The organism is Microbacterium sp. ARD31 (assembly GCF_031844425.1).
The window spans coordinates 169,409-192,710 of record NZ_JAUZVE010000012.1 but is presented as its reverse complement, the minus strand read 5'-3'; the positions used below and the strand labels follow the sequence as shown (position 1 = coordinate 192,710).

The window sequence follows — 23,302 nt, the reverse complement described above, 5'->3', positions numbered from 1 at the left end:
GAGGCTCGCTTCGCTCGCACCTCAACCACCGAGTGGAGAGCGCTCGCACCTCAACCACCGAGCGAAGAGCGCCCGCACCTCGACCACCGAGGCACGAGCACCGACAAATGCGCCGAGGGGCGGGCCCGGTGGGCCCGCCCCTCGCCTTCCCCTTGGTCCATCAGCCGGGGTCGAAGCGACTGATGGAGGCCTCTGCGTCAGTCCTCGGTGGGGACCGGGACGCGGAGCTTCTGGCCGGCCTGGAGGCCGACGGTCTCGAGCGCGTTGAGGCGCTCGATCTGCTTCATCATCGACCGGACGTCGCCGTCGGTCGCGACGTCGCTGGCGATCCCCCAGAGGGTGTCGCCGGGAGCGACCTTCACGATCTCGGTCGGGATCTGCTCACCCGGCTCGTCCGTGCCGACGGCGCCGCCCGCGAGCATGAACGCGACGGCGAGGGCCAGGAACAGCGAGGTCACGAAGACCACGAGCCGGCCGCGTCGCGTCAGCCGCACGGTGGAGCGCGCACGGGCGGAAACGGGGGAGAAAGCGGGTGCAAGGCTGAGGGTGCTCATCGTGGCCTCCTGGGGAAGATCAGCCGGTGTTGTCTGTCGGGGAATGTCTAGTGACGACCACCGACAGTGGGTCTGCGTCGATCAGACGTTCGATCGAACACGTGTACGACGATAGAGCACCTGTTCGAACGAGGCAAGCACTCGAACGAACAAATGTTCGACCCTCGTCAGAAGGTCCCCGAGTTCGGAGATCGGATCAGGCGCGAGCACGGCGTGCTGATCCCCGGCCCGCAGGCCCACGCGATGAAGCTCGGCTTCGAGAAGTACTTCCTCTGGAAGATGAAGCACGGCCAGGTGCGGCTGCCCTGACCCGCGCGCGTCAGCGCCTCTTCATCGCCCGTCGCCCCTGGGCGGCGAAGAGGCCCGCGGCGTGCTGCATCACCCCGGGCGCCAGCGCGGAGCCGCGCACGACTCCCCCGCGCCACGTCGGCAGCGCGCGGACCACCCGGCGTGAGCCGACCAGCTCGACCGCCGCCTCGGCGACCTCGGCCACCGACAGGATCGGACCGCCCGAGTGCACCAGCTGCGACCCCAGGCCCGCCGGGTCCTGCGCCGCGAGCATGTCGGTGTCGGCGCCGTCCGGGCACAGCGCGTGCACCCGCACCGAGCGCGGCGACTCGGCGTTGACCGACGCCGAGAGCGACACGACGCCTGCCTTGGTGGCGGCGTACACGCTGTAGCCCGGCACCGGCCCCAGCCCTGCGAGGGAGGCGATGTTGACCACGTCTCCCCCCGCCGGCCCGAAGGCCTCGAGGGCGGCGCGCGTGCCCCACATCGTGCCGAGGAGGTTCACCTCGACGAGGCGGCGTACCTGCTCGTCGGTGAGCTCGGCCAGCGTCCCGTCGTCACCGACGCCCGCGTTGTTGAACCACGCCGTGAGCACGCCGACCTCGTTGGCGACCTCGGCCGCCTCCCGGTGCGCGTCGGGGTTGCGTACGTCGTGGTGCATCCCCTCCGCCGCACCGATCAGGTCCGCGGTCTCGACCGCCGCCTCGCCGTCGACGTCGCCCACCACCACGTGGTGTCCGCGCGCGACCATCAGCTCCGCGATGCCTCGGCCGATGCCGCGGGCCGCTCCGGTCACGACGCACGAGGTCTCCATGCGGCACATCATGCCTGTCCACAGCCGACACGCGGAGTTCGAACAGGTGTTTGATCCGGAGGGTCGATGCGGTCTACGGTGACGACATCCCCGCCGACCACCACGCACGCAGGGCACGCACCAGGAGGAGTCCGCAGATGGCCAAGGACGACAAGAACGTCATCGAGATGCCCGACGGACCCCCGGACGCGACCGGTCTGACCCCGCGCCAGCAGCGGGTGCTCGCCACGATCAAGGACTCGATCGAGTCCAAGGGATACCCGCCGTCGATGCGCGAGATCGGCCAGGCCGTCGGCCTGACCTCGTCGTCCAGCGTCGCCCACCAGCTTCGGGTGCTGGAGAGCAAGGGCTTCCTCAAGCGCGACCCCAACCGCCCGCGCGCCCTCGAGGTGTTCCTGCCCGAGGTGATGGCGGCGCGCCGGTCCATCTCCAGCGGCGAGGAGTCGAGCGTCGACGAGACCGGCATCGGCGACGTCGCGCCCACCGCGATCAACATCCCGGTCGTCGGCCGCATCGCCGCCGGTGGCCCGATCCTCGCCGAGGAGCAGGTCACCGACGTCTTCCCGCTGCCCAAGCAGCTCGTCGGCGACGGCACCCTCTTCCTGCTCGAGGTCTCCGGCGACTCGATGGTCGACGCCGCCATCTGCAACGGCGACTACGTCGTCATCCGCCAGGAGCAGACCGCGGAGAACGGCCAGATCGTCGCCGCCATGATCGACGGCGAGGCGACCGTGAAGACCTTCCAGCGCAAGGACGGCCACGTCTGGCTGCTCCCCCACAACGCGGCCTACGACCCGATCCCGGGCGACAACGCCACCATCCTCGGCGTCGTCACGGCGGTGCTGCGCAGCCTCTGAGCGGGCTGTTGAAAGGTCCACCACCACCGGACACGATAGGACCATGAGCCACGTCAAGGAGTCCTACGACTACGTCATCGTCGGTGGAGGTGTCGCCGCGGCCAGCGCCGTGAAGGGCATCCGGTCGCAGGACTCCTCGGGCACGATCGCCGTGCTCGGGTCCGAGCCGGACCCGCCGGTCTACCGCCCCGACCTGTCCAAGACCTTGTGGCTCGAGGATGACAAGAGCCTCGACGACTCCTCGCTCGCCGGTGACCTCGAGGACGACGACCACGTCGACCTCGTGCTCGACACGACGGTGACCGAGCTCGACCCCGACGCCCACGCCGTACGCCTCGCCGACGGCGGCAGCGTCGGCTACGGCAAGCTGCTGCTGGCGACCGGCGCGGAGCCGCGGGTGCTGGAGGTCGCGCCCGGCCCCAAGGTGGTCTACTACCGCACCGCCGCGGACTACCAGCGGCTGCGTGCGGCCGTCGACGCCGGCAGCCACGTCGTGGTCGTCGGCGGCGGCTACATCGGCTCCGAGCTCGCGTCCGCCCTGGTGCAGAACGACGTCCGGGTGACGCTGGTCCTCGACCTCGAGGACGTGCAGGAGCAGATGTTCCCGCGGGCCCTCGCCGCCAGCCTGACCAAGGCGTTCGCCGACCGCAGCGTCACCGTCGTTCACGGGACCGTGGCGAGCGGCGGCGAGACCGACGGCGGGGTGCAGGTCACCCTCGACGACGGCACCAAGATCAGCGCCGACGCCGCCGTCATCGGCGTCGGCGTCATCCCGCGCACCGGTCTCGCCGAGGCCGCCGGCATCGAGGTCGACAACGGCATCGTCGTCGACGACCACCTCCGCACCAGCGCGACCGACGTGTACGCCGCCGGCGACGTGGCGTCGTACCCGGACGCGCTGCTCGGTCGCCGCCGCGTGGAGCACGTCGACCACGCCGAGAAGTCCGGCGAGGCGGCCGGTCGGGCGATGGCGGGAGCCGACGAGGCCTACGACTACACGCCGTTCTTCTGGTCCGACATCCTCGACTACGGCTACGAGGCGGTCGGTGAGGTGACCAGCCGCAACGACATGGTCGAGGACTGGAAGGACGGCCAGCTCGGGACGGGTGTCGTCTACTACCTCCGGTCCGGGCAGGTCCGCGGCGTGCTGCTGTGGAACGTCTGGGACAGCGTGGACAAGGCCCGCGAACTCATCAAGGAGACGGCCGACAGCCCAGTCGAGGACGTCGACTCGCTGCGGGGCCGGATCGCGTTCTGACCGTCGTCGGTCGAGGTGCGAGCGAAGCGATCCTCGAGGCCACGTGGTTTCGAGGCTCGTCGCTAGCGCTCCTCGCACCTCAACCAGCGATGGGCGCCGCCACCCGGTGGTTGAGGTGCGAGCGAAGCGAGCCTCGAAACCACTCCCCTGGTGTGGTTTCGAGGCTCGTCGCTAGCGCTCCTCGCACCTCAACCTCCGGTGGCGCTGGCGCTCCTCGCACCTCAACCACCGAGGTGGGCTGGCGCTCCTCGCACCTCAACCACCGAGAGGGCGGTAGCCTCGCGGCGATGCCCGAGCCCGCCGAAGTCCCGCCACCGGAGGTGTTCCGCACCCGGCCGGCCAACCGGCGTCGGCTGACCGCGGCCGCGCAGGCGGAGGTCGACCGGCTCGCCGCCGCGGGCGAGGCGTCGGGCTGGCTCAGCCCGCTGGCGTACAACCTGACGATCAGCCACAGCCACCGCTTCGTGTGGTTCCGCGTCGCCAAGGTCGCGACCCGCACGATCCGCCACCACTGCGAGGCCCACGGCGTGAGCCTGGACGTCGACCACGCGATGCGGATCCGCTACCCGCTGGCGACCTTCGCCGACTACTTCACCTTCGCGTTCGTCCGCGACCCGCTCGACCGCTTCGTCTCGGCGTGGCACGACAAGGTCGTGGACCACAACTACTACGACTTCGACCCGGCCACCCACGCACGGATGCAGCAGGTCGAGGAGTTCGCGCGGTGGACCGCGGCGCAGGACCTGTCGGCGGTGCCGGGGACCGACCAGCACCTCACCCTGCAGAGCCGGATGATCGACCTCAACCGGGTCGACTTCGTCGGGCGGCTGGAGACCTTCGACCGCGACTTCGCCGAGGTGTGCGAGCGCGTGGGTGCGCCGGCCGTGCCGACCGCCCCGAAGAACCAGACCGCTCCCGGAGGCCGCGACCGGCAGGTCTCCGACGAGCTGCGCACGCTGGTGGCGCAGATGTACCGCCGCGACTACCAGCTCTTCGGCTACCAGGAGCCCATCTGATGCTCGAACGCCCGTCCTTCAGCACCACCTCGATGCGCGAGGGGTACGACACGGATGAGGTCGACCGTGCCGTCGACCTGATCTTCGACAACCTCGCCCTGCCGGAGCCGCGCTTCGGCGCCGACCAGATCACCAGCCTGCGCTTCACGCCCGTGCGGCTGCAGCAGGGGTACGACATGGGCGAGGTCGACAGCTGGCTCGACCTCGCCGCCGCGGAGACCGAGAGCCGCAGTGCGGATGGGGCCGAGCCCGCACAGCAACCGGCGGACGCGCCGCCCGCGCCGGCTGAGCCGGCGCCGATTTCGTCCGCACCCTCGAGCTCGACCGCGATCACCGAGGTGAAGGCCGGCGGGGCCGGGCTCTACGTGATCGTGCTGGGGATGATCGTGATCCTCGGCGTGCTGGCCTACGTGTTGCTCGGCTGACCCAGCCGCGTGAGCGCCTGGCGCACGAGCGCCGGGTCGGTGGTCGACCACATGGGCGGCAGTGACGCCTTGAGGAAGCGGCCGTAGCGGGCGGTCTCCAGCCGGGGGTCGAGGACGGCGACGACGCCGCGGTCGGTCGTCGTACGGATGAGCCGGCCCGCGCCCTGCGCCAGCAGCAGCGCGGCGTGGGTGGCGGAGACCTCCATGAAGCCGTTGCCGCCGGCCTGGTCGGCCGCCTTGGCGCGCGCGGACATGAGCGGGTCGTCGGGGCGTGGGAACGGGATCCGGTCGATGATGACCAGCTGGCACGTGTCGCCGGGGACGTCGAGGCCCTGCCACAGCGAGAGCGTGCCGAACAGGACGGTGTGGGGGTCCTCGACGAACTGCTTGGCCAGCTCGGGGAGCTGGGCGTCGCCCTGCGCGAGCGTGGTCAGGTGCGGCAGCCGCGCCCGCACCGCCTCGGCGGCGGTCTCGGCGGCGCGGCGCGAGGAGAACAGGCCGAGGGTGCGACCGTCGAGGGCGTCGACGAGGTCGCAGATCTCGTCGAGCTGGGCCGGGCCGAGCCCGTCGCGCCCGGGCTGAGGCAGGTGGCGGGCGACGTAGAGGATCGACTGCTGGCCGTAGTCGAACGGCGAGCCGACGTCGAGGCCCTTCCACGGCAGCGCGGTGTCGGGGTCGCTGGGCGCGACCAGCGACCCCACCCGCTCGGTGGGCTTGAGGCCCAGCGAGGTCGCCACGGTGCCGAAGTCGCCGCCGAGCATCAGCGTCGCGCTGGTGAACACCACCGTCTTGTCGGTCAGCAGCTTGTCGCGCATCGGGCCCCAGACCTGGAGCGGCGCGACGTGGAGGCGGGCGGGGAAGCGGTCACGAGCCTCCCCGAGCCACAGCACGTCGCGGTCGGAGCCCGCCGCCATCCGCTCGGCGTTGACGAAGACCTCCTGCACCATGCCCTTGGCCTGGGTGCGGCCGGCGTCGGCCTCCCCCTCGCCGGGCGACTCGCGCGGGAACGCCGACAGGCACGCGCGCGCGGCGTCCCGTACGGCGACCAGCGCGTCGCCGAGCTGCTGGGGGACCTGGTCGATCCGGCCGGGGCCCATCGCCTCGAACGCCTCGGCCAGCTGGGCGCCCGCGTCCTCGAGGTCGCCGGCCGGGTCGCCCTCGGCGTCGGCGGTCCACCGGCTCGCACGCCGGGCTGCGCGCTCGACGTCGTTGGCGCCGAGCTCGTCGGTCGCCGCCTGGGTGACGCGGGCGGTGAGCTCGTGGGCCTCGTCGATCACCACGGTGTCGTAGTCGGGGATCATCGGGACGTCCTCGATCGCGTCGATCGCGAGGAGGGAGTGGTTGGTGACGATCAGGTGGCTGCGGTGGGCCTTCTCCCGGGCGAGCTCAGCGAAGCACTCCGCGCCGAACGGGCACTTCGTGCCGCCGAGGCACTCGCGGTGGTTGACCGAGACCTGCCGCCACTCGCGGTCGGTGTGGCGCGGGGCGTTGTCACGCTCGCCGCTGCCGCCCTGCTCGGACTCCTCCTCGGCCCACGCCCGCAGCTCGAGCACCTTCTCGGCCATCGACCCGGTGGGCACGTCGACGAGGGTGCCCTGGTCGTCGGGGACGCCGGCACGGATGCGGTGGAGGCAGGCGTAGTTGGAGCGGCCCTTCAGCACGGCGTACGACGTGTCGAGCCCGGGGACGTCCTTGACCGCCTCGACGAGGCGTGGCAGGTCGCGCTCGACGAGCTGGTGCTGGAGGGCGAGGGTCGCGGTCGCGACGACGACCCGCTTGTCGTGGAGCAGCGCGGGCACGAGGTAGCCCAGCGACTTGCCGGTGCCGGTGCCGGCCTGCACGAGCAGGTGGCGCCCGTCCTCCATCGCCTCGGCGACCTCGGTGGCCATCTGCACCTGGCCGTCGCGCTGCTGCCCGCCGAGGGCGGAGACCGCCTTGCCGAGCACCTCCGCGACGGGGGCGGCGGGGGCGGTCGTCTCGGGCACCAGAGCACCTTACGGGGCGGCGCCGACACCTCGTCGTACGCCATCCACAACGGGCGTCAGTAGTTCTTCTTGCGCCCGATCTGGCGCTCGATGCGCCGCTCGGGCTGGCCGAGGACCTTGGCCAGGATCTTGACGCGGTAGCGGTAGGCCACGACGCCCAGCACGACGATCAGCAGGAGCCACAACATGCGGTGAGCCTACGCCGGTCCGGCAAGGTGCCGGCCGGACTTGTCAGGCCATCGCTGAACTTGTCAGGGCGTGCACGGCCTGACAAGTTCAGCGATCCCCGGTCAGCCGGGGATCACGAAAGGACCCAGCAGCAGAGGTCAGACGACCGCGCCGGAGTCCTCGGGCGCGCGGACGACCTTCTCCTTCTTGACCCGGCTCATCGGCCACTTCGGTTGCATGTAGGTCAGCAGCGGGGTGGCGACGAAGACCGAGGAGAACGTGCCGACGACGAGGCCGACGAGCAGCGCGATGGCGAAGTCCTGCAGCGAGTCGCCACCGAGGACGGCGAGCGCGGCGAGGATGAACATCGAGCCGAGACCGGTGTTGACCGTGCGCGGGATCGTCTCCACGTTGGCGGTGTTGGCGACGTCCATGAAGTCGTCCTCGGGCTTGGAGGCCCACCAGCGTTCGCGGATGCGGTCGAAGACGACCACGGTGTCGTTGACCGACAGACCGATGATCGTCATCGCCGCGGCCAGGAAGATGCCGTCGATCGGCTTCTGCAGCCAGGCGAAGAGGCCGACGACGAGGATCACGTCGTGGAGCATCGCGACGACGGCCGAGACGCCGAAGGTCCACTTGAAGCGGACGGCGAGGTAGAGCAGCTGGGCCAGGAAGGCCACGCCGAAGGCGATGAGCGCGTTGTTGCGCAGCTCCTCGCCGAGCGAGGCGCCGATCGTCTGGTCGTCGACCTTGGTGACGTCGCCGCCGACCGCGGACAGCTCGTCCTCGATCCGCTGCTCCTCGTCGTTGCTGATCTCACCGACACGGACCGTGAAAGCCGTCTCGCCGGTGTCGGCGGTCTGCACCACGGCCTCGGGGAAACCGGCGGCGGCGACGGCCTCGCGGGCCTGGTCGACGTCGATGTCCTTCGAGACCGAGTAGTCGAGCTGGCGACCACCGGTGAACTCGACGCCGAGCTGGAGGCCCTGGGTCGCGATGCCCGCGATGGCCACCACCAGCGCGGCGGCCGAGATGCCCAGCCAGGTCCTGCGGCGCTGGACGATCTGCGGGTTCTTGCGGTCCAGCCAGGTGCGGACCTTGCCGAGGTGGCCGAGTCCGCTGACGGACGGGCGCCGGGCGACCGACCTGTTGGAGACCGCGAGGTCGCACAGCACCCGCGCGACGATCAGCGCGGAGATCATCGAGGCGACGACACCGATGGTCAGGGTGACACCGAAGCCCTTGATCGGGCCCGAGCCGAGGAAGAACAGCAGGCCGGCGGCGAGGAGCGTGGTGACGTTGGAGTCGATGATCGCGCTCCACGCCTTGTTGAAGCCCACGGTCAGCGCTCGCCTGAGCCCCGCGGAGGGATAGGCGGCGTACTCCTCCCTCGCTCTCTCGAAGACGAGCACGTTGGCGTCGATCGCCATGCCGATGGCGAGCACGAATCCGGCGAGGCCGGGCAGGGTCAGCGTGGAGCCGAGGCCGACGAGCATGGCGTACGCCAGCAGGGCGTACGACGCCAGCGCGAGGGTCGCGGCGAAGCCCACGAGCCGGTAGACGAAGATGATGAACAGGCCGGTCAGGACGATGCCGATGATGCCGGCCTCGATGGAGGCGTCGATCGCCGCGGCACCCAGCGAGGGGCCGACGAGGCGGTCGGAGATGGCCTTGAGCTCGAGCGGCAGCGAGCCGCCCTCGATCAGCGCCGCCAGGTCCTTCGCCTCGGTGGGCGTGAAGCTGCCGGTGATGTCGGTGGAGCCACCGCGGATGCCGACCTCGCAGCCGACGCCCTGGTTGACCTCGGGCGAGGAGATGACCGCGCCGTCGAGGACGATCGCGATGCGGCGCTTGGGGTCGCCGGTGGGGTTGCAGGCGGCCTTGCCGGTGATGTCCGCCCAGGTGTCGCCGCCCTTGCCGTTGAAGTCGATGGCGACGACCCACTGCACGCTGTTCTCGCGCTGCACGGCGCTGGCGCCGGTGACCTCGTCGCCCTGGATGACCGTGGGACCGATCTCGAGAGGCCGACCGTCCTCGTCGGCGATGACGGTGTTGTCCTTCTTGGAGGGCTTGGCCTCGAGGGAGGCGGCCGAGCCGACCACCTCGTGGATCGTGAGCTTGGCCGTGGTGCCGATCTTCTCCTCGGCGTCCTGGGCCTCCTCGTCGGAGGTGACGCCCGGCAGCTCGACGAGGATGCGGTCCTCGCCCTGGCGGATCACGTTGGACTCCGCCACACCCAGCGCGTTGACGCGCTGGTTCAGCACGCTGAGCGTCTTGTCGACGTTCTCGGACGTCGCCGGCGTCTCCTCGGTGCCCTCTGCCTGGAACACGAACTGCGCGCCGCCCTTGAGGTCGAGGCCCAGGTTCGGCTTGACGTTGACGGCGAGCGCCGCGCACCCGACCAGCAGGCCGAGCACGAGGATGAAGCGGATCCAGACACCACGTGACATGCGCGACATCCTCTACTACTCGACTCAGATCGCCCGAATCCGGGCCCGGGAGCGTCAACGGGCGGCACGACCCGAAGGTTCCGCCCCTCGACAGCGACCGCCGGCGGGTGTTGTGTGGACGGACTGCGGCCGACCCACGGCCGCGATCTCGGGAGGGGCCCCATGGCGACGCGCACGAAACGATTCCAATCTACCCGGGTGGTGGCGGTCGGTGGCCTGGTGGCCGCAGGCCTGGCCGCCGGCGCCGGGGTGGCATCCGGCAGCACCGGGCCGGACGACGGGCGACGCGCGCCGGCGCGCGCCGCGTCCGACGAGCCGACCCAGGTGGTGATGGTCCGGGCCCCCGAGGTCGAGGACCGCAACGAGGTCATCGCGCTGGGCCTCGACATCACCGAGCACGCCACCCAGCGCGGGATCGAGGTGGTCCTGCACGACGCGCAGGACGCCCAGGCCCTGGAGGACGCCGGGTTCACCTGGACGGTGACGGTCGACGACCTCGAGGCACTCACCGCGAGGAACAGGAAGGCGGACGAGAGGTACGCCGCCAGCGTGGCGCGCTCGGCGCTGCCCAGCGGGCGGACGTCGTACCGCACCTACGACGACTACCTCGCCGACATGAACCGGCTCGCCCGGCTCTACCCCACCCTCACCAAGCCGCTGACGCTCCCGAACCCGACGGTGCTCGGCGAGCGGATCCGCGGCCTGGAGATCAGCGCGGACGCCCCCGACGTGCGCGACGGCAAGCCGGTCTTCCTGCTGATGGGCGCCCACCACGCGCGCGAGTGGCCCAGCGCCGAGCACACCATGGAGTTCGCCTTCGACCTGCTGCAGTCCTACTACGACCGCGATCGTGACGTCCGCAACCGGGCCCGCCGGGTGCTGTCCGAGTCGCGGGTCATCGTGGTCCCGGTGGTCAACGTCGACGGCTTCCGGATCTCGCGGAGCGCGCAGCCGATGGGCGACTTCAGCCGGTTCGACTACGAGATGAAGCGCAAGAACTGCTCGGTCTCCGCCACCACCACCCCCGAGTTCCTCGGCGGCACGTGTGCCGACAACCCCGCGGGCCGGCAGCGCGGCACCGACCTCAACCGCAACTACCCCGGCTTCTGGGGTGGCGGCGGGGCGAGCACGAACTTCCTGAGCGACACCTACCGCGGCGACGGCCCGGGCAGCGAGCCCGAGACCGACGCGGTGCGGCAGCTCATCTCCGAGCGGTCGGTCACGGTGATGATCTCCAACCACACCTACAGCAACCTGGTGCTGCGCCCGCCGGCGATCGCCGCGACCGGCAAGGCGCCGGACGAGCCGCAGCTGAAGGCGCTCGGCGACGCGATGGCCGCCCAGAACGCCTACACCAGCCAGGCGTCGTACCAGCTCTACGACACCTCCGGCTCGACCGAGGACTGGAGCTACTGGATCACCGGCGGCTACGGCTACACCTTCGAGATCGGCGACGAGGGCTTCCACCCGGCCTACGAGGAGGCGGTGGTCGGTGAGTACCTCGGCGAGGCGCCCGCGGACGGCGTCGGGCGCGGCGGCAACCAGGAGGCGTACTGGCTGGCGGCGGAGGCGGCGGCCGACGACGCCCAGCACTCCCGCATCCGGGGCAGCGCGCCGGCCGGGAAGACCATCACCGTCTCCCGGCGCACGGTCTCGCCGACCTCGCCGGTGATCCAGCCGGACGGCAGCGTGGGTGACCCGCTCCTCTACGAGGACTTCCTCGTCACCTCCTACGCCACCGACCGCGGCGGTCGCTTCACCCTCGACGTGAACCCCTCGACGCGGCCGCTCGTGGCGGGTCGCTACGGCCGCTACCCGGAGGCGCCGCCGCAGGGCCCGGTCACGCTGGTCAACCCGCCAGATGTTCCGCCCGTCGGCGGCAGCGAGACCACGACCTTCGAGGTGCAGGGGCTGCCCGCCGCCGACAACGGGTACGCCGTCGTCTCGATCGGCTGGCCGTCGGACGACCCGACCGCCTACGACTGGGACTTCACCGTCCTCGGCCCGGACGGAACGCCGGTGGGCTCGGGCGCGACACTCGCCAACCCGGAGGTGATCCGGATCCCGGACCCGCAACCGGGGACGTACACGATCGTCGCGGACAACTACAAGGGCGGCGACGCGGCGCACGACTGGAGCGGCGAGGTGACCTTCGAGAGCCCCGACCCGCCGGTCGACACCGGCGTGAAGGAGGCGTGGCTGGTCTCCTGCACCGACCGCCAGGGACGCGTGCTCGGCACCCGCGAGGTGGTCGTGGACCGCGGCGAGGTCGCCGGCGTGGGCGAGATCTGCCGCCGGAGCAGCCTCAAGCGCTGAGCCGCCGCTGGTTCACCACGGTATGTCGGTGAGTGGGCACTTCCCACGGTCAGCTGATCGTGGGAAGTGCCCGTTCGGCTGCATGCCGTGGTGAAGCGTCTCCGGGAGGGGAGCGGTCAGCGGGCGTACGCCGCCAGCTCGCCGGCGAGGTCGGCGTTGGCCCGGCCGACGACGAGCGTGCCGTCGCCGGTGTGCTCCAGCGAGCCGATCTCGGCCTCCTGGTGGATCCGGTTGACCAGGTCACCGCGCTCGTAGGGCAGCAGCACGTCGAACTCGACCTGCGGGCGCGGCAGCTCCGACTCGATCATCCGCAGGGCGTCGTCGATGCCCTCGCCGGTCTTGGCGCTGACCACGACGCTGTGCGGCTCGCGGGCGAGCAGCCGGCTGATCACCAGCGGGTCGGCGGCGTCGGCCTTGTTGATCACGATGATCTCGGGGACCTTGGTCGCGTCGATCTCGGCGAGCACCTGGCGCACCGCGGCGATCTGGCCCTCGGGGTCGGGGTGGGAGCCGTCGACGACGTGGAGCAGCAGGTCGGAGTCGGCGACCTCCTCCAGCGTCGAGCGGAACGCCTCGACCAGGTCGTGGGGCAGGTGGCGGACGAAGCCGACCGTGTCGGACATCGTGTAGACGCGGCCGTCGCTGGTCGTCGTACGCCGCGTGGTGGGGTCGAGCGTCGCGAAGAGCGCGTCCTCGACCAGCACCCCGGCGTCGGTCAGTCGGTTGAGCAGCGAGGACTTGCCGGCGTTGGTGTAGCCGGCGATCGCGACGCTGGGGATGTGGTTGCGGCGGCGCGACTGGCGCTTGACGTCGCGGGTGCCGCGCATCTCCTTCAGCTCACGACGGAGCTTGGCGATCTTGGTGTTGATGCGGCGGCGGTCGGTCTCGATCTTGGTCTCACCCGGACCACGGCCGCCGATGCCGTCACCGCCGGCCGCGCGGCCACCGGCCTGGCGGGAGAGGTTGCCGCCCCAGCCGCGCAGGCGCTGCTTCATGTACTGCAGCTGCGCGAGCTCGACCTGGGCCTGGCCCTCCTTGCTCTTCGCGTGCTGGGCGAAGATGTCGAGGATCAGCGCGGTGCGGTCGACGACCTTGACCTTGATCCGGTCCTCGAGGTTGCGCAGCTGGCTCGGCGCGAGCTCGCCGTCGCAGATGACGGTGTCGGCGCCGGTGGCCTGGACGATCTCGCGGATCGCGTCGACCTTGCCGCGGCCGATGTAGGTGGCCGGGTCGGGCTTCTGCCGACGCTGGAAGACGGCCTCGAGCACCTCGGAGCCGGCAGTCTCGGCGAGCAGGGCGAGCTCGGCCATCGAGTTCTCGGCGTCGGTCACCGACCCCTCGGTCCACACGCCGACGAGCACGACTTTCTCCAGCCGGAGCTGGCGGTACTCGACCTCGGTGATGTCCTCGAGCTCGGTGCGCAGGCTGGCGACCCGGCGCAGGGCGTGCCGCTCGGCGAGCTCCTGCGCGCCGATCGTCAGCTCCTCGGGGTCGGCGTCCTCGAAGGGGTCGTCGTACGTCGTGTCGTCGGCGTAGCCGGACTCGAAGCCGTCGTCGACGTCGTCGTCCTCGGCCAGGAGCTGGTCGTCGAGCTCGATCGTCTCGTCGTCCCAGGCGCGGGTCGCGTCGAGGGCGTCGCGCAGGTTGAAGTCAGGTGCGTTCGTCATATGTCTGCAAGGGTAGGTCGCGGACCTGACCTGCGCGAATGACTTTGTCCGCGCCGTGCGGGTTCAGCCCCGGCGGACCTTCACCGTCGGGGAGGTCGCCGACCCGCAGAGGGGCTGCTCGGGCGAGGCGACGGTGACGTAGTAGCGCCCCGGACGCGCCGGGCGGCTGGTCGAGAAGCGTCCCGACGCGCGGCTCGACACGACCACCAGACGGCGGTCGGCGCCCTTCTTCTGGCGCCACAGCGTGACGCTGGCGGATGCCCGGCAGCCGACGGCTGTTGACGAGACGGTGCCGCGCAGCCGCGACCCCACGACCCGCAGGTCGACCTCGCGCGGGTAGGCGCAGGAGGCCTGGCAGCCCGGGGAGACCGGGACCGAGGTGGGGGTGGACGTCGGGCTCGAGGTCGGCGTCGCCGTCGGGGTCGCCGTCGGAGTGGCCGTGGGGGTGGCCGTCGGGGGCTCGGTCGTGGGCTCGGTCGTGGGCTCGGTCGTGGGCGGCGGCTCGGTCGTGGGCGGGTACGGCGTCGGGTCGCACGCGTCGCCGATCCCGTCGGCGTCGGCGTCCTCCTGGCCCGGGTTGGCGGTGGTCCGGCAGTTGTCGAGGCAGTTGGGGATGCCGTCGCCGTCGGCGTCGCGCTCGCACGGGTCAGGCGGCTCGCAGTCGGCCGGTGCCGCGCCCGGCACGGCCGGCGGGGCGGGGCACGCGGTCGTCGGCAGGGCCTGCGGCACCGCGTCGGGGTCGGACTCGGCCGAGGCGCCCGGCTGGGTCATCCCCAGCGCCGCAACCACCACCAGCACGACACCGACGAAGACCCGGCTCCCGAGACGCTCTCCCATGGCGGGGCTCTTCCCCCACGGCGGCCGCCCAAACCCGGCCGACGGCAAAGTTCAGGCGCGGTGCCGCCCGGCCGGGGCCAGCTCGTCGGCCTCGATCGACTCCGAGTCCCAGAACTCGTCGCAGGCGGCGCGCACGTCGTGCGACGTGTGGCCCGGCCCGACCACCACGACCCGTACGCCGGCCGCGTGCAGGCGGTGGACCAGCGGCAGCAGGGAGGTCATGTCCCCCGCGACCACGACCTCGTCCACCGCGGCGTCGCGGGCGATGTCGACCGCGTCGATCGCCAGTGCGACCAGCGCCTGGTCGTCGTCGTCGGAGAACTGGTGGAAGGAGTGGAGGCCCTGGAGCCGCATCCGTGCCACCCAGTCGCCCAGGTCGGCGCGGGTCCAGTCGGCGTAGGCGCGGCACACGTTCACCGCGCCGCGCTCGGCCAGCCGCGCCAGCAGCGCGGTGGCGACGTCCTCGGGCACCCGGCGGGCGTCGATGAGCACCGCGACCCGGGTCGCCTGCTCGACGTCGGACCCGGTCGGCCGGTGCGGGAGCGGCGGGGTGGCGAGCGACCCGGGTTCACCCGCCTCGTGCTCGGCCTCGACCTCGCGTCGGCTCACGACGGTGACCGTGGGCGCGGCCGGACTGCCCCCCTGCAGCGGTCCGACCGCCTCCAGCTCGGGCTTCACCTCGGCCTCGGGCTCGGGCACGACGTCGGTCTCGACGTCCTCGGGCGCCGGCCGCACCACGTTCTCGCGGCTCTCGCGGCGCACGCGCTCCTGCACCTTCGTGCCGGCCGCCATCCAGCGGCGTACCAGCGTGGTCAGCTCGCCGTCGCCGAACGACCCGATGCCGGCGTCGTTCCCCACGTTCTCTTCCTCAGCCGCACGCCGCGGCTCCACCAGGTTGGTCATCTCGTGCCCCCCACGGACTCCGATGAGTGTCGATCCCTTCCCCAAGGGATCGACCATCACCCCGCCCGTCGGACGCCGTCCGCGGTTTGCACGAAATGTGGACGTTCGGTCTGGACCAGTGGAATCCGCGGTCGGGTCACTTGGGTGGCATGCGGATGCCGCCGTCGACGCGGATCGTCTCGCCGTTCATGTAGGAGTTGGTGAGGCACTCCACGACCATGCTGGCCAGCTCCTCGGCGTGGCCGAGGCGCTTGGGGAAGAGGACGTTCTGGCCGAGGTTGGCCTTGAACTCCTCCGGGTTCGGGAACGCGTCGTAGATCGGGGTGTCGATCAGGCCGGGCGCGACGGTGTTGAGCCGGATGCCGGCCGCCGACAAGTCGCGGGCGACCGGCAGGGTCATGCCGACCACGCCGCCCTTGGAGGCGGAGTAGGAGGCCTGGCCGATCTGGCCGTCGAAGGCGGCGACCGACGCGAGGTTGACGATCGCGCCGCGCTGGCCGTCGGCGTCGGGCTCGTTGCGGCTCATGACCGTGGCTGCCTGGCGGGTCATGTCGAAGGTGCCGATGAGGTTGATGTCCACGACCTTGCGGAACGCGTCGAGGTCGTGGGCGGACTCCAGCATCCCGTCGCGGCCGATGGTGCGCTGGGCCCAGCCGATGCCGGCGGAGTTCACGCAGGCGCGCAGCGGCGCGATCTCGGCGGCCGCCTCGACGGCCGTCGCGATCTGGTCGGTCTTGGTCACGTCGACCGCGGCGAAGACGCCGCCGATCTCGGCGGCGAGGGCCTCGCCCTTCTCGGCGTTGAGGTCGGCGACGACGACCACGGCGCCCTTCGCGGCGAGGGCTCGGGCGACCGCGGCACCGATGCCGCTGGCGCCGCCGGTGACGATGGCGGTGGAACCGGAGATGTCCATGGCCCGGATCCTAGAAGGGTCGAGTGCGCGGCCCCGCGGCGGATGGTGCCCGCGCGCGCACCCGACTCCTCAGAGGTCGGTGCGGCCCTCCGCAACGAGGACGGCCGGACCGGTCATCAGGACGCGGTCGTCGTCGGTCCAGATGACGTGGAGGGTGCCGCCGGGCACGTCGACGCGGTACGTCGTACCGCGGGGCGCGTCGTCGGCCAGCGCGGTCGCGACGGCCACCGCGCACGCGCCCGTGCCGCAGGATCGGGTCTCGCCCGAGCCGCGCTCGTGGACGCGCATCGCGACGTGGTGCTCGCCGCGGCGGACGACGAACTCGACGTTCACGCCGTCGGGGTAGACGGCCGGGTCGTGCTCGGGTGCGTCGTGGAGGGGTCCGGCGTCCGCGAGGTCGTCGACGAAGGCGACTGCGTGGGGGTTGCCCATGGAGACGTGCACGGCCGCCCAGGAGCGGTCGCCGACCGCGACCTTGGTCTCGCCGAGCACCTGCGGGGCGCCCATGTCGGCCGTGTACTCGTCGCCGGCCTGCTCCAGCCGCTTCACGCCCGCCCGGGTGCCGATCTCCATCGGGAACGGCTCGCCCTCACGCTCGTGGAGGTAGTGCGCGAACACCCGGACGCCGTTGCCGCACATCTCGCTGACCGAGCCGTCGGCGTTGCGGTAGTCCATGAACCATCGGCCGTCGCGACGGATCGCGCGCAGCACCCCGTCGCCGCCGATCCCGGCGCGGCGGTCGCACAGCGCCCGCACCCGTGCCGGGCTCAGGTCACCGTGGACCGACCCGTCGGCGTCGGGCAGGACCACGAAGTCGTTCTCGGTGCCGTGGCCCTTGAGGAAGGCGTAGCTCACCCGTCCAGTGTGACAGGCGGGCCGACCCCCACCCTTGCTGGTCGAAGTGCGAGCGCAGCGAGCCTCGAAACCACTCCGCGAGGGTCTCGGAGGTTTCGAGGCTCGGGCGCTGGGCGCCCTCGCACCTCAACCACCGACAGGGTCAACGCGGATCGAACCCCACCCTCGCTGGTTGAGGTGCGAGCGCAGCGAGCCTCGAAACCGCTCCCCGACGGACTCGGAGGTTTCGAGGCTCGGGCGCGGGGCGCCCTCGCACCTCAACCACCGACAGGCGCGGGGCGCCCTCGCACTGCAACCACCGAGAAAGTCAGCGCGGGTCGACCACCCGGGCCGAGCCCTTGCCGCGGCGGCTCGGCTCGGCGACCGCGGTCAGGCGCGACTTGCGGCCGAACTCGATCGCCGTCGCCGCTCCGATCTCGGCGGCGCTGGTGAAGGCGTCGCCCGCGGGGACGAGGGTGTGGCCGAGGTTGGTCAGCGCCGGGCCGTAGGCCGCGATGAAGGCCGGCTCGGCGGTGACGCTCGCGGTGTTGCGCTGGGTGGCGCGCGGTGCCGCGATCGCCTCCTCGATGGACATCCCCAGGTCGATGCGGTTGACCAGCATCTGCAGCACCGTGGTGATGATCGTGGAGCCACCGGGCGAGCCCAGCGCCAGGAACGGCTTGCCGTCCTTCAGCACGATCGTCGGCGACATGGAGCTGCGCGGGCGCTTGCCCGGCTGGATCCGGTTGGGGTCGGCGGCGTCGTACACGGTCGAGAAGTCGGTCAGCTCGTTGTTGAGGATGAAGCCGTGGCCGGGCACCGTGATGCCGGAGCCGCCGGTCTGCTCGATGGTGAGGGTGTACTCGACGACGTTGCCCCACTGGTCGGCGACGGTGAGGTTGGTGGTCGAGATGTTCTCGGTGTCGGCGTCGGTCTCGCCAGCGGCGGACCTCGGCGAGCACACGCCGTCGTACGACGTCACGGTGCCGGCGGCGACCGGCTTGGTCGCGGCCTTGGCCGGGTTGAGCGAGCAGGCGCGCTCGGCGGCGTACTTGTCGTCGAGCAGCCGCTTGACCGGGACGTCGACGAAGGCCGGGTCGCCGAGGTACTTGCCGCGGTCGGCGAAGGCGAGGGCGCTCGCCTCGAGGTAGTGGTGCAGCGCCTGCTCCGGCGTCATCGCGGAGAGGTCGTAGCGCTCGAGGATGTTGAGCGCCTCGCCGACCGTGGTGCCGCCGGACGAGGAGGGGGCCATGCCGTAGACGTCGTGGCCGCGGTAGGTGGTGCGGGTGGCGCGCTGCGAGCGGACCTTGTAGTCGCGCAGGTCGCGCGGGGTGAGGTAGCCCTTGGGCACGGGCAGCGTGGTGCCCGCGCTGGTGCGCGGCTTGCGGACCACGTCGGACATCAGGCGGGCGAGCTTGCCGCGGTAGAACGCGGAGGTGCCCTTGTCGGCGATCAGGTCGTAGGTCGCCGCGAGGTCGGGGTTGCGGAAGATCGAGCCGACGGCCGGTGCGTCGCCCTTGGGCAGGAAGAGCTTCTTCGTGTCGGTGAAGGCGGCGAAGCGGTCCTTGTTGTCGAGCGTCTGCTGGCGGAAGGTCTCGTCGACCTTGAAGCCCCGGGTCGCGACCTTGGTGGCGGGGGCGAGCGCGTCGGCGAGCGACAGGGTGCCCCAGTTGGCGAGCGCCTTGTCCCAGGTGGCGAGGGTGCCGGGGGTGCCGACGCTCACACCGCTGGTGACGAGCTCGGGGGTGAAGTTGTAGGGCTTGCCGGTCGCCGGGTCGATGAACGCGTCCTGTGGCATCTTGCTGGGCGCGGTCTCGCGGCCGTCGAGCGTGCGGACCTTGCCCGACTTGGCGTTGTAGTACACGAAGTAGCCGCCACCGCCGATGCCGGCGCTGTAGGGCTCGGTCACGCCGAGGGTCGCGGCTGCCGCCACCGCGGCGTCCACGGCGTTGCCGCCCTTCTTGAGCACCTTGAGGCCGGCGGCGCTCGCCTCGGGGTCGACGGTGCTGATCGCGCCGCCCTTGCCGACCGCGGTCGGGTCCTTGGCGGTCGGCCTCAGGTCGGGCGCGCTGGCGGCGGGCGCGGGCGCGGCGCCCGGTCGCGCCTGGGCGGCGCCGGAGACGAGGGGCACGACGACGAGGCTGGCGGTCGCGAGCGTGGCGAGGGCGGGCCGGGCGAGATGGTGCATGGGGGGATCCTCCCGAGACGAGTCGTCCCTCCACCCTGCCTGCCGGTGGAGGCCGTGTCCACGCCCGCAGGGTGGGGCGTGTCGGATCAGCGCACGACGGTGTGGCGCACGCACGCGAAGTCGCGGTTGCGGGCGACCTCCTCGAGCCTCAGCTCCATCGCCCGCGGCAGCACCGGGGCACCGCCGCCGAGGGTGCAGGGGGCGTACTGGATCCAGACCTCGTCGAGCAGGTCCGCGTCGTGGAACTGGCCGACGAGCTCGCCACCGCCGACCACCCAGAGGTCCTTGCCATCCGCGGCCTCGGTCATCTCGGCGTGGACGTCGCGCACACCGGCGTCGGTGAAGCGGACCTGCGCAGTGGGCGCGAACTCGCGGTGGGTGACCACCCACGTCGGCTTCGGGCCCCAAGGGTCCTCGTCGTGGTCGAGGATCCACTGCCAGGTGTTGGCGCCCATGACGCAGGCCCCGACGCGTTCGCTGAACGCCGGGTAGGCCATCGGGCCGTCGTTGTCGATGTCGCGCGAGGTGAGCCAGTCGAGGGAGTGGTCGGGCGTCGCGATGAAGCCGTCGAGGGAGCAGCCGGTGTAGTAGATCGTCGCCATGGACCCACCATGGCACCGCTCACCGACAGTGGGCCTGATCGATCTCCGCGATCGCGGTCAGGGCCTTGTCGACGCGCTGCGGGTCGTCGTGGGCGACCCAGACGATGCGCGGGTCCTTGCGGAACCAGGAGTCCTGGCGGCGGGCGAAGCGGCGGGTGGCCACCTTGGTCTGCTCGACCGCCTCGTCGAGCGACCGGTCGCCGGCGAGGAAGCCCATCACCTCGCGGTAGCCGATGGCCCGGCTGGCCGTGCGACCCTCCGCCAGGCCCCGGTCCAGCAGGGCCTCGACCTCGGCGACGAACCCCGCCGCGAACATCTCGTCGACCCGGCGGGCGATCCGCTCGTCGAGCGTCGGCCGGTCGATGTCCACGCCGACCTGCACGGTCAGCGGGTCGTCGTACTCGAGGCGCGGGAGGCTGGCGCTGAACGGCCGGCCCGTGAGGGCGATGACCTCCAGCGCCCGGACGACGCGGCGGGCGTTGTCGGGCAGGATCTGCGCGGCCGCCTCGGGGTCGACGTCGGCCAGGCGCGCGTGGAGCGCGCGGCTGCCGAGCCGCTCGATCTCGGCCTCGAGCTCGCGGCGCAGCGAGTCGTCGGTGCCGGGGAACTCGAAGCGGTCGACGATCGCGCGGGTGTAGAGCGCGGACCCGCCGACCAGGACCGGGGTGGCACCGCGGCCGCGGATGTCGGCGATCGCGTCGCGGGCCCAGGCCTGGAAGAGGGCGACGGTGGCCGGCTCGGTCACCTCCAGCAGGTCGAGGAGGTGGTGCGGGATGCCGCGTCGCTCGGCGACCGGGAGCTTGGCGGTGCCGATGTCCATGCCGCGGTAGACCTGCATCGCGTCGGTGTTGACCACCTCGCCGCCGAGCCGCTCGGCGAGGTCGAGGCTCAGCGCGGTCTTGCCCGACGCGGTCGCGCCGACGAGGGCGACGACGGGCTGGGGCATGGGCTCATTGTCCATGTCTGGCTACGCTTCTGGACGCCGGAGTCACCACCCGTCGGGGTGGGCCGGGTCCCCGCGGAGGAGGAGTCATGTCGTTCCTGGACAAGGCCAAGGAGAAGCTCACCAAGGCGGTCGACGACCACGGCGGCAAGATCGCCGAGGGCATCGACAAGGCGGGTGCGTTCGCCAACGAGAAGACCGGCGGCAAGCACGCCGACAAGATCGACAAGGCCACCGGCAAGGCTCGTGACGCCCTCGACTCGCTCGACGGCAAGAACGACGACATCCCGCCCGCACCGCCGACCACGCAGGCGTGACGGGCCCGACCTTCGCCCTCGTCCCGGCCTCCTACGTCTACCTGCTGCGCGAGGGCGGGTCGGGCACCGAGGTGCTGCTCCAGCAGCGAGGACCCGTCCCCTACATGCCCGGGCACTGGGCGGCCGCGGCCGCCGGACACGTCGAGCCGGGCGAGACGGCGTACGACGCCGCGCGCCGTGAGGCGGTCGAGGAGCTGGCGATCACCGACATCGCGCTGGAGTTCGCCTTCACCATGCAGCGCAGCCAGTTCGGCGCGCCGATCGAGGAGCGGGTCGACTTCTTCTTCACCGCCCGGTCGTGGAGCGGCGAGCCGCGGATCGTCGAGACGGAGAAGGCGACCGCGCTGGGCTGGTACCCGCTCACCGCGCTCCCGGAGCCGACCGTGCCGCACGAGGCGCACGCCCTCGCCCACCTGTTCTCGGGTAGCCGCTACCTGACCTTCGGGTGGCCCCCCGAACGGGGGTAGCCCGGGTTGGGACGGTTGGGCACGATCGAGGAGATCCGACCAGGGAGGGAACCCATGACCGACGACCTGAGCCCGATGCCGACGCCCTACGCCGAGGAGCCGCAGCTGGTGCCCGGCGGCGTGGACGCGATCGAGGAGGACCCGGCCGACAACGGCCTCCCCCGCGACCTCAGCACGGAGGACAACCCGGCCGTCGACGACACCGTGCCCGACGAGATCTCCCAGCCCGACGACAAGCAGCAGGAGCCCGACGACTCCACCGACTCGGACGACTCCAGCGACTCCGAGGACCAGGAGCCCGGCAGCACCCGCGACAGCGCCGCGACCACGGGCGAGCCCGCTGCCGGCCAGGAGGCCGAGGACGGCTCCCCCGAGCCGCCCGCCTGATCCCAGCCGCCCGCTGCTGGAGTCCCCGGACATCCGGGGACTCCGCGCGCATCGTGGAAGATCCGGGCCACTGGATGACTCGGACCTTCCACGATCATGCGGCCCGCGCCAGGTCGCAGCCCGGCCCGCAGGGCATGGCCGCCGGCCAGCCGTCCCGCGCGAAGAGCAGCGCGAGCTTGGCCGCCGTACGACAGGGTCGGCCGACCACCTGCCCCCACGTGAGGCGCACGGTGGAGTGCCCCTCGACCGCCGCGTCGAGGTCGCGCTCGAAGTCGCGGTCGCGCTGCTCCGCGGTGTCGTGGAACAGGCGGCCGTCGAGCTCCACGATCCGCTCGCCGTACACGGCGTCGCGGTAGACGAGGCCGCTCGCGGTGCCGGCACGCACCTGCCGGATCGCTGACGGGAGGCCGTGGGTCCGCTCGACCCGGGTGAGGAAGGCGTGCTCGAGCACCGAGCAGGTGCCGTGGGCGACGTCGGCGAGCACCGACTCGAGGAACACGCGCCGTGGCGCCCGCGCCCGCGACGCGAGCGCCGTCTGCATCCGCACGGCCGTGGTGTGCCGGCCCTGCACCGCCCGCGCGATCGCGTCGATCGCCGCAATCTCTCCCGTCGCTCGAACGGCCACGTCGAGCGCAGCCTCCTCGTAGCGCAGGCGCGGCGGGCCGAGGTGCCACTGGACGTGGTCGGGCGCCAGTCGGGAGCGCACGACCGTGACCCCGCTGGGCGCGACGACCCGCCGCGACCGCGGCACCACGACCTCGATCGGTCCCGCGTCGCCGCCGGGCCGCCCCGGTCCGTCGGCGGCGCGCATGGCCGAGGCTCCGGCGAGCGCCGCGCCCAGGTCGGCCCCGCCCATGCCGTACGGGCTCGCGCACGCCAGCACGGCTCCCCACGCACGCTGGAGCCACGTGGGCTCGCCGGTGTGCGACACGTAGACGCCTGGCAGGAGGGGCGCGAGGTCGCGGCGCCGCACGAGACGACGTACGTCGTGGGGCTGCAGCCCGACTGCGATCGCCTGGGCGCGGGAGACCACGCCGTCCTGAGAGACGAGGAGCGCGTCGAGATCCGTCACCCGGACCACCATCACCGCCGCCCGGCTGCCTCGCCACC

Annotated in this window: 23 protein-coding genes; 9 read left to right on the top strand and 14 right to left on the bottom strand. The window is 72.0% G+C overall.

Annotation, left to right across the window (positions count from 1 at the left end; genetic code table 11):
* Window positions 1–197 precede the first annotated feature (197 nt).
* Window positions 198–554, bottom strand: a complete 357-nt coding sequence (locus Q9S36_RS25385; protein ID WP_311287612.1) for a LysM peptidoglycan-binding domain-containing protein — start codon at window positions 552–554, stop codon at window positions 198–200.
* A 153-nt stretch (window positions 555–707) separates the two neighbouring features.
* Between Q9S36_RS25385 and Q9S36_RS25380 the strand changes: the two genes are divergently transcribed.
* Entirely contained in the window at window positions 708–863 is a 156-nt protein-coding gene (locus Q9S36_RS25380; protein WP_311287611.1) for a hypothetical protein, read from the top strand.
* 10 nt (window positions 864–873) lie between these two features.
* On the opposite strand, the gene Q9S36_RS25375 is transcribed toward Q9S36_RS25380, so the two are convergent.
* Complete coding sequence (locus Q9S36_RS25375) at window positions 874–1,656, bottom strand: SDR family oxidoreductase (protein ID WP_311287610.1); 783 nt, start codon at window positions 1,654–1,656, stop codon at window positions 874–876.
* 137 nt (window positions 1,657–1,793) lie between these two features.
* On the opposite strand from Q9S36_RS25375, the gene lexA reads away from it, so the two are divergent.
* The 4 genes from lexA to Q9S36_RS25355 all read left to right on the top strand — a co-directional run bounded on the left by lexA (window position 1,794) and on the right by Q9S36_RS25355 (window position 5,212).
* Entirely contained in the window at window positions 1,794–2,513 is a 720-nt protein-coding gene (gene lexA / locus Q9S36_RS25370) for a transcriptional repressor LexA (RefSeq protein WP_311287609.1), read from the top strand.
* Between the two features lie 43 nt (window positions 2,514–2,556).
* Window positions 2,557–3,771, top strand: a complete 1,215-nt coding sequence (locus Q9S36_RS25365) for an FAD-dependent oxidoreductase (RefSeq protein WP_311287608.1) — start codon at window positions 2,557–2,559, stop codon at window positions 3,769–3,771.
* Between the two features lie 287 nt (window positions 3,772–4,058).
* Entirely contained in the window at window positions 4,059–4,787 is a 729-nt protein-coding gene (locus Q9S36_RS25360; RefSeq protein WP_311287607.1) for a sulfotransferase family 2 domain-containing protein, read from the top strand.
* The gene (locus tag Q9S36_RS25355; protein ID WP_311287606.1) at window positions 4,787–5,212 is read left to right on the top strand and encodes a DivIVA domain-containing protein; all 426 of its coding nucleotides are present in this window, start codon (window positions 4,787–4,789) and stop codon (window positions 5,210–5,212) included. The genes Q9S36_RS25360 and Q9S36_RS25355 overlap by 1 nt, the downstream gene beginning before the upstream one ends.
* Here Q9S36_RS25355 and Q9S36_RS25350 read toward each other — a convergent pair.
* The 3 genes from Q9S36_RS25350 to secD all read right to left on the bottom strand — a co-directional run bounded on the left by Q9S36_RS25350 (window position 5,194) and on the right by secD (window position 9,818).
* Window positions 5,194–7,197, bottom strand: a complete 2,004-nt coding sequence (locus tag Q9S36_RS25350) for an ATP-dependent DNA helicase (RefSeq protein ID WP_311287605.1) — start codon at window positions 7,195–7,197, stop codon at window positions 5,194–5,196. The two genes, Q9S36_RS25355 and Q9S36_RS25350, sit on opposite strands and share 19 nt — an antisense overlap.
* A 56-nt stretch (window positions 7,198–7,253) precedes the next feature.
* Window positions 7,254–7,385 carry a hypothetical protein gene (locus tag Q9S36_RS25345; RefSeq protein ID WP_311287604.1) on the bottom strand — a complete coding sequence of 44 codons (132 nt, stop codon included), beginning with the start codon at window positions 7,383–7,385 and terminating at the stop codon, window positions 7,254–7,256.
* A 138-nt stretch (window positions 7,386–7,523) separates the two neighbouring features.
* Window positions 7,524–9,818: a protein translocase subunit SecD gene (secD, locus tag Q9S36_RS25340; protein ID WP_311287603.1), complete on the bottom strand. Its 2,295-nt coding sequence runs from the start codon at window positions 9,816–9,818 to the stop codon at window positions 7,524–7,526.
* Between the two features lie 162 nt (window positions 9,819–9,980).
* On the opposite strand from secD, the gene Q9S36_RS25335 reads away from it, so the two are divergent.
* Window positions 9,981–12,134: a M14 family zinc carboxypeptidase gene (locus tag Q9S36_RS25335; RefSeq protein WP_311287602.1), complete on the top strand. Its 2,154-nt coding sequence runs from the start codon at window positions 9,981–9,983 to the stop codon at window positions 12,132–12,134.
* 116 nt (window positions 12,135–12,250) lie between these two features.
* On the opposite strand, the gene hflX is transcribed toward Q9S36_RS25335, so the two are convergent.
* The 8 genes from hflX to miaA all read right to left on the bottom strand — a co-directional run bounded on the left by hflX (window position 12,251) and on the right by miaA (window position 21,024).
* Window positions 12,251–13,801: a GTPase HflX gene (hflX, locus tag Q9S36_RS25330; protein WP_311287601.1), complete on the bottom strand. Its 1,551-nt coding sequence runs from the start codon at window positions 13,799–13,801 to the stop codon at window positions 12,251–12,253.
* A gap of 63 nt (window positions 13,802–13,864) precedes the next feature.
* Window positions 13,865–14,638 (bottom strand): thrombospondin type 3 repeat-containing protein, encoded by a 774-nt coding sequence (locus Q9S36_RS51660; protein ID WP_396653842.1) that lies wholly within the window; start codon window positions 14,636–14,638, stop codon window positions 13,865–13,867.
* Between the two features lie 51 nt (window positions 14,639–14,689).
* Window positions 14,690–15,541, bottom strand: a complete 852-nt coding sequence (locus tag Q9S36_RS25320) for an NYN domain-containing protein (protein WP_311287600.1) — start codon at window positions 15,539–15,541, stop codon at window positions 14,690–14,692.
* Between the two features lie 136 nt (window positions 15,542–15,677).
* Complete coding sequence (locus Q9S36_RS25315; protein ID WP_311287599.1) at window positions 15,678–16,454, bottom strand: SDR family NAD(P)-dependent oxidoreductase; 777 nt, start codon at window positions 16,452–16,454, stop codon at window positions 15,678–15,680.
* Between the two features lie 69 nt (window positions 16,455–16,523).
* Window positions 16,524–17,309, bottom strand: coding sequence for a diaminopimelate epimerase (dapF, locus tag Q9S36_RS25310; protein ID WP_311287598.1), 786 nt, complete (start codon window positions 17,307–17,309; stop codon window positions 16,524–16,526).
* Between the two features lie 307 nt (window positions 17,310–17,616).
* On the bottom strand, window positions 17,617–19,476 hold the full coding sequence (ggt, locus tag Q9S36_RS25305; RefSeq protein ID WP_311287597.1) for a gamma-glutamyltransferase: 1,860 nt from the start codon (window positions 19,474–19,476) through the stop codon (window positions 17,617–17,619).
* A gap of 86 nt (window positions 19,477–19,562) precedes the next feature.
* Window positions 19,563–20,078: a dihydrofolate reductase family protein gene (locus Q9S36_RS25300; protein WP_311287596.1), complete on the bottom strand. Its 516-nt coding sequence runs from the start codon at window positions 20,076–20,078 to the stop codon at window positions 19,563–19,565.
* 19 nt (window positions 20,079–20,097) lie between these two features.
* A complete protein-coding gene (miaA, locus tag Q9S36_RS25295; RefSeq protein ID WP_311287595.1) occupies window positions 20,098–21,024 on the bottom strand; it encodes a tRNA (adenosine(37)-N6)-dimethylallyltransferase MiaA in 927 nt (308 codons plus the stop codon).
* An 86-nt stretch (window positions 21,025–21,110) separates the two neighbouring features.
* Between miaA and Q9S36_RS25290 the strand changes: the two genes are divergently transcribed.
* From Q9S36_RS25290 to Q9S36_RS25280, 3 genes are read left to right on the top strand one after another with little or no spacing between them, the layout of a single operon-like run.
* Window positions 21,111–21,338 carry an antitoxin gene (locus Q9S36_RS25290; RefSeq protein ID WP_311287594.1) on the top strand — a complete coding sequence of 76 codons (228 nt, stop codon included), beginning with the start codon at window positions 21,111–21,113 and terminating at the stop codon, window positions 21,336–21,338.
* Entirely contained in the window at window positions 21,335–21,805 is a 471-nt protein-coding gene (locus Q9S36_RS25285) for an NUDIX domain-containing protein (protein ID WP_311287593.1), read from the top strand. Before Q9S36_RS25290 ends, Q9S36_RS25285 begins: the two co-directional genes overlap by 4 nt.
* Before the next feature lie 54 nt (window positions 21,806–21,859).
* On the top strand, window positions 21,860–22,192 hold the full coding sequence (locus Q9S36_RS25280; RefSeq protein WP_311287592.1) for a hypothetical protein: 333 nt from the start codon (window positions 21,860–21,862) through the stop codon (window positions 22,190–22,192).
* 94 nt (window positions 22,193–22,286) lie between these two features.
* Here the strand turns inward: Q9S36_RS25280 and Q9S36_RS25275 are convergent, their stop codons facing one another.
* The gene (locus Q9S36_RS25275) at window positions 22,287–23,264 is read right to left on the bottom strand and encodes a hypothetical protein (protein WP_311287591.1); all 978 of its coding nucleotides are present in this window, start codon (window positions 23,262–23,264) and stop codon (window positions 22,287–22,289) included.
* Between the last annotated feature and the right edge of the window lie 38 nt (window positions 23,265–23,302).

Excerpts from the sequence above, each read along its gene's own strand:
- Q9S36_RS25380 (WP_311287611.1), top strand. The coding sequence starts at position 708 with ATGTTCGACCCTCGTCAGAAGGTCCCCGAGTTCGGAGATCGGATCAGG.
- lexA (WP_311287609.1), top strand. The coding sequence starts at position 1,794 with ATGGCCAAGGACGACAAGAACGTCATCGAGATGCCCGACGGACCCCCG.
- miaA (WP_311287595.1), bottom strand. The coding sequence starts at position 21,024 with ATGCCCCAGCCCGTCGTCGCCCTCGTCGGCGCGACCGCGTCGGGCAAG.
- hflX (WP_311287601.1), bottom strand. The coding sequence starts at position 13,801 with ATGACGAACGCACCTGACTTCAACCTGCGCGACGCCCTCGACGCGACC.
- Q9S36_RS25315 (WP_311287599.1), bottom strand. The coding sequence starts at position 16,454 with ATGGACATCTCCGGTTCCACCGCCATCGTCACCGGCGGCGCCAGCGGC.
- Q9S36_RS25300 (WP_311287596.1), bottom strand. The coding sequence starts at position 20,078 with ATGGCGACGATCTACTACACCGGCTGCTCCCTCGACGGCTTCATCGCG.
- Q9S36_RS25320 (WP_311287600.1), bottom strand. The coding sequence starts at position 15,541 with ATGACCAACCTGGTGGAGCCGCGGCGTGCGGCTGAGGAAGAGAACGTG.
- Q9S36_RS25360 (WP_311287607.1), top strand. The coding sequence starts at position 4,059 with ATGCCCGAGCCCGCCGAAGTCCCGCCACCGGAGGTGTTCCGCACCCGG.
- Q9S36_RS25280 (WP_311287592.1), top strand. The coding sequence starts at position 21,860 with ATGACCGACGACCTGAGCCCGATGCCGACGCCCTACGCCGAGGAGCCG.
- Q9S36_RS25335 (WP_311287602.1), top strand. The coding sequence starts at position 9,981 with ATGGCGACGCGCACGAAACGATTCCAATCTACCCGGGTGGTGGCGGTC.
- Q9S36_RS25355 (WP_311287606.1), top strand. The coding sequence starts at position 4,787 with ATGCTCGAACGCCCGTCCTTCAGCACCACCTCGATGCGCGAGGGGTAC.
- Q9S36_RS25375 (WP_311287610.1), bottom strand. The coding sequence starts at position 1,656 with ATGGAGACCTCGTGCGTCGTGACCGGAGCGGCCCGCGGCATCGGCCGA.
- Q9S36_RS25345 (WP_311287604.1), bottom strand. The coding sequence starts at position 7,385 with ATGTTGTGGCTCCTGCTGATCGTCGTGCTGGGCGTCGTGGCCTACCGC.
- Q9S36_RS25290 (WP_311287594.1), top strand. The coding sequence starts at position 21,111 with ATGTCGTTCCTGGACAAGGCCAAGGAGAAGCTCACCAAGGCGGTCGAC.
- Q9S36_RS25385 (WP_311287612.1), bottom strand. The coding sequence starts at position 554 with ATGAGCACCCTCAGCCTTGCACCCGCTTTCTCCCCCGTTTCCGCCCGT.
- Q9S36_RS51660 (WP_396653842.1), bottom strand. The coding sequence starts at position 14,638 with ATGGGAGAGCGTCTCGGGAGCCGGGTCTTCGTCGGTGTCGTGCTGGTG.
- Q9S36_RS25365 (WP_311287608.1), top strand. The coding sequence starts at position 2,557 with ATGAGCCACGTCAAGGAGTCCTACGACTACGTCATCGTCGGTGGAGGT.
- secD (WP_311287603.1), bottom strand. The coding sequence starts at position 9,818 with ATGTCACGTGGTGTCTGGATCCGCTTCATCCTCGTGCTCGGCCTGCTG.
- ggt (WP_311287597.1), bottom strand. The coding sequence starts at position 19,476 with ATGCACCATCTCGCCCGGCCCGCCCTCGCCACGCTCGCGACCGCCAGC.